This window comes from Yoonia sp. (assembly GCF_046292185.1).
In the GTDB taxonomy this organism is placed as follows: Bacteria; Pseudomonadota; Alphaproteobacteria; order Rhodobacterales; family Rhodobacteraceae; genus Yoonia.
This window is the reverse complement of record NZ_JBKBQY010000151.1, coordinates 1-3,891: the sequence shown is the minus strand read 5'-3', so window position 1 is coordinate 3,891 and position 3,891 is coordinate 1. Positions and strand designations below refer to the sequence as shown.

The 3,891-nt window shown below is 61.6% G+C and carries 4 protein-coding genes; 3 read left to right on the top strand and 1 reads right to left on the bottom strand.

What is annotated here, in order from left to right; all coding sequences use genetic code 11:
- Positions 1 to 8: 8 nt before the first annotated feature.
- Together ACK4TM_RS17160 and ACK4TM_RS17155 are read left to right on the top strand one after the other, a co-directional pair.
- Positions 9 to 2,180, top strand: coding sequence for a DEAD/DEAH box helicase (locus ACK4TM_RS17160; RefSeq protein ID WP_409703716.1), 2,172 nt, complete (start codon positions 9 to 11; stop codon positions 2,178 to 2,180).
- Between the two features lie 270 nt (positions 2,181 to 2,450).
- The gene (locus ACK4TM_RS17155; RefSeq protein ID WP_409703713.1) at positions 2,451 to 2,792 is read left to right on the top strand and encodes a TfoX/Sxy family protein; all 342 of its coding nucleotides are present in this window, start codon (positions 2,451 to 2,453) and stop codon (positions 2,790 to 2,792) included.
- Between the two features lie 35 nt (positions 2,793 to 2,827).
- On the opposite strand, the gene ndk is transcribed toward ACK4TM_RS17155, so the two are convergent.
- Entirely contained in the window at positions 2,828 to 3,250 is a 423-nt protein-coding gene (gene ndk / locus ACK4TM_RS17150; protein ID WP_409703710.1) for a nucleoside-diphosphate kinase, read from the bottom strand.
- Between the two features lie 137 nt (positions 3,251 to 3,387).
- Here ndk and ACK4TM_RS17145 point away from each other — a divergent pair.
- A partial coding sequence (locus ACK4TM_RS17145; RefSeq protein WP_409703707.1) for an ATP-binding cassette domain-containing protein occupies positions 3,388 to 3,891 on the top strand: 504 nt, incomplete at its 3' end.

The following is a 3,891-nucleotide window of genomic DNA, read 5'->3' as shown; positions in this document are numbered from 1 at the left end:
AATCTTTGATGACGACGATGATCCCGACCCTTGCTGCTGCCCTGTCCGCCCAAGGCTATACCGACCTCACGCCTGTGCAGGTGGCCGTGACAGATGCAGCGCTTGCCGATCAGGATCTGCTCGTTTCCGCACAGACCGGTTCCGGCAAGACGGTGGGCTTTGGTCTGGCCATCGGCCCGACGATCCTGCCCGAAGACGGCTTGTTCGGCCCCGCCGGTCGCCCGCTGGCATTGGTCATCGCACCGACCCGCGAACTGGCCTTGCAGGTCAAACGCGAATTGCAATGGCTCTATGCGGGCACCGGGGCGACATTGGCGTCCTGCGTCGGCGGTATGGATTTCCGCGATGAGAAACGCGCGCTGGAACGCGGCGCGCAGATCGTTGTCGCGACACCGGGGCGCCTGCGCGACCACATCATGCGCAACACGATTGATCTGTCCGATATCAAGGCAGTCATTCTTGATGAAGCCGATGAAATGCTGGACCTTGGGTTCCGCGAGGATCTTGAATTCATCCTTGATCAGGCCCCGCCCAGCCGCCGCACCTTGATGTTTTCGGCCACTGTGCCTGCCGCCATCGCGAAACTGGCGCAATCGTATCAGAAAAATGCCGTGCGCGTCGCCACGGCCAGCAAGGAAGGCCAGCACAGCGATATCGAATATCGCGCGCTGACCGTTGCGAACCATGATATCGACGCAGCCATCATCAACGTCTTGCGGTTTTACGCCGCCCCCAATGCCATCGTTTTCGCCAATACCCGCGCCATGGTCACACGGCTGACCACACGGCTGGCCAATCGCGGTTTTGCGACTGTGGCACTGTCGGGCGAGCTGAGCCAGACCGAACGCACCCATGCATTGCAAGCCATGCGCGACGGGCGTGCGCAGGTCTGTGTGGCGACAGATGTAGCTGCGCGTGGGATCGACCTGCCCAATCTGGAACTGGTGATCCACGCCGAATTGCCGACCAATGCCGAAACCCTGCTGCACCGGTCTGGCCGCACGGGTCGTGCGGGTCGCAAGGGCATTTCCGCAATGATCGTGCCGGCCAAGATGAAACGTCGCGCGCAGAACCTGCTGACCTGGGGCAAGCTGGAGGCGACCTGGGCCCTGCCGCCCACCGCCGATGAAGTCACGGCAAAGGACGAAGAACGCCTGCTGAACGATCCGGTCTGGTCGGAAACATTCACCGACAGCGAACGCGAATTCGCCGCGCGTCTGCTGGAACAGCACGCGCCGGAACAGATCGCTGCGGCCTATCTGCGGATCTATGCGGGCAAGACCTCTGCCCCCGAAGAACTGAGCGAATACAAGGACGGCCCTGTCACCAAGGACCGCGACGGCAAGGAACGCGCGCCGCGCGATCATAAATCATTCGGCCCCTCGCGCTGGTTCCGCGTCGATGTGGGCCGCGACGGCAAGGCAGAGGCGCGTTGGCTGCTGCCGATGATCTGCAAGGCCGGTGGCATCACGAAGACGGAAATCGGCGCGATCCGTATCCAGCCGAACGAAACCTTTGTCGAAATCTCCGAACCCGCCGTGGCCGGTTTCCTTGCTGCGATTGGCCCCGATATGGTGCTGGAAAATCAGGCGAAACTGTCCAAGATGGATGGCGCGCCACAGATCGGCGAACGCGGGCCGCGCGCCACGAAACGTGATTACGACAGCGACACGCCGAAACCGCGCCGCCACGCGCCGCGCGATCAGGATGCGCCACCGCCATCGGCACAGGCAGATGTCGTCGCGATCCAGCCGATCCCCGGTGCGGCAGATGACAAGCCGCGCAAACCGCGCCAGAAACCCGAACGGCGCGATCACGGCGATGCTTTGGTGCCCTATGGCGCGAAACCCGCCTATAAAGGCAAATCCGACAGCAAGCCGCCCTATAAGGGCAAGTCGGAGTACAAGGGCAAATCCGAAGGCAAACCGCCCTATAAGGCGAAATCCGAAGGCGCGCATTACAAAGGCAAATCCGACGACAAGAAACCCGGCGGTTTCGCCCGCCCCGGCAAACCCGGTGGCAAGCCTGCCTATGGCAAGCCCGGTTTTGCCAAGCCTGACGGCAAGCCTAAGGCCAGCGCCAATGACACGTCCAAGCGGTTCGTCCCGCCGGGCGGCACCGCCAAGCCGCGCAAACCGGCTGGCAAAGGCCCCGGCGCGCCCAAGCGCGGCAAAAGCTGACGTCACAAAATTGTCACGGGAATCGTGACGCGAATCAAACGGGCTGGCTTGCAGGGCCAGTCCGGCTGTATTATCGGCCCCACGAGCAGCAATTCAGGACCATATCAAATGGCGTCTTCCCAACCCAAACCGACCCCGCAGCACGCGCAGCCGGGTCAAAGCACAGCCAAGGCCCAGCCCGCCCCGATGCAGGTGCCGGCAAAACCGCTTTTTACTGATCTGGCCTCTATCTAGGCTGGATTTTGCGCCGCCAGCGGGTAATCTGCCCGCATGGCTGCACTTGAGACAATCCGCAATATCGGCCCTGCCTTTGCGGGATCGTTGCGCGCCGTGGGCATTTCCACGGCAGAAGACCTGCATGATATCGGCGCGGATGCCGCCTATGCCAGGCTGCTGGAAAGCGGCAGCAGACCCCATTTCATCAGCTATTATGTGTTGCATATGGCGCTGCAAGGTCGCCCTTGGAACGATTGCAAAGGTGCGGAAAAAGACGCGCTGCGGGTGACGTTCGATGCGCTGAAGGCCCGCCATGTCGATAGCGACAGATCGGCGCTGGAACAGATCCTGAACCGGATCGGTGTGGTTCCGGCACAAAAAAAGCCGCCCGCGTGATGCGGACGGCCCGGTAGGGTGGATATCAATCCAGCTTAACCGACGAGTTCGAGACCCGAAAAGAAGAATGCGATCTCTTCTGCTGCTGTTTCCGGCGCATCGGACCCATGGACCGAGTTTTCACCGATCGACAGCGCGAATTCCTTGCGGATCGTGCCATCTGCCGCATCAGCGGGGTTGGTGGCACCCATGACTTCGCGGTTTTTCGCGATGGCGTCTTCGCCTTCCAGCACCTGCACGACGATGGGTTCGGACACCATGAATTCACACAGCTCGCCAAAGAATGGCCGGTCCTTGTGGACGCCGTAGAATTGCTGCGCCTGCGCGAGTGTGAGCTGAATGCGCTTGGACGCGACGATGCGCAGCCCGGCTTCTTCGAATTTCGCAACGATTGCGCCGGTCAGGTTACGCTTGGTCGCGTCGGGCTTGATGATGGAAAATGTACGCTGGATCGCCATAATTATGGGTCTTTCACTGTTTGGGTTGAACTGGCGCTGCCCTAACATGCGCCATCCCGCGTGAAAAGGCCCGCCAGCACCCCTGAACCCCATTTCCACCGATTGACCCCGCGCCCGCGATGGGGCAAGGCAAGCGCATGTTGAAAATATCAGACCTTACCTATTCCGTCGAAGGCCGCACGCTGGTCGAAAACGCCACTGTCACCATCCCCACCGGCCATAAGGTCGGGCTTGTGGGGCGCAACGGGTCTGGCAAGACGACCCTGTTCCGGATCATCCGAGGCGAAATGGTGCTGGATACCGGAAATGTCAGCATTCCCAAAGGCTGGAAAATCGGCGGTGTCAGCCAAGAGGTGCCGGGCAACGAGGTATCGCTGATCGATACCGTGCTGCGCGCCGATCAGGAACGCGAGGCTTTGTTGGCCGAGGCGGAAACCGTCACCGACCCCGACCGCATCGCCGAGGTGCAGACGCGTCTGGCCGATATCGACGCCTGGTCCGCCGAGGCGCGGGCGGCGACAATCCTGAAAGGTCTGGGGTTCACCCATGAAGAACAGCAACAGCCCTGTTCGGCGTTTTCCGGCGGCTGGCGGATGCGCGTGGCGCTGGCGGCGGTGCTGTTCAGCGAACCCGATCTGTTG

Bases quoted from the DNA above. Each gene is read 5' to 3' on its own strand.
- ACK4TM_RS17160 (WP_409703716.1), top strand. From the start codon at position 9: ATGACGACGATGATCCCGACCCTTGCTGCTGCCCTGTCCGCCCAAGGC.
- ACK4TM_RS17155 (WP_409703713.1), top strand. From the start codon at position 2,451: ATGGCTGCACTTGAGACAATCCGCAATATCGGCCCTGCCTTTGCGGGA.
- ndk (WP_409703710.1), bottom strand. From the start codon at position 3,250: ATGGCGATCCAGCGTACATTTTCCATCATCAAGCCCGACGCGACCAAG.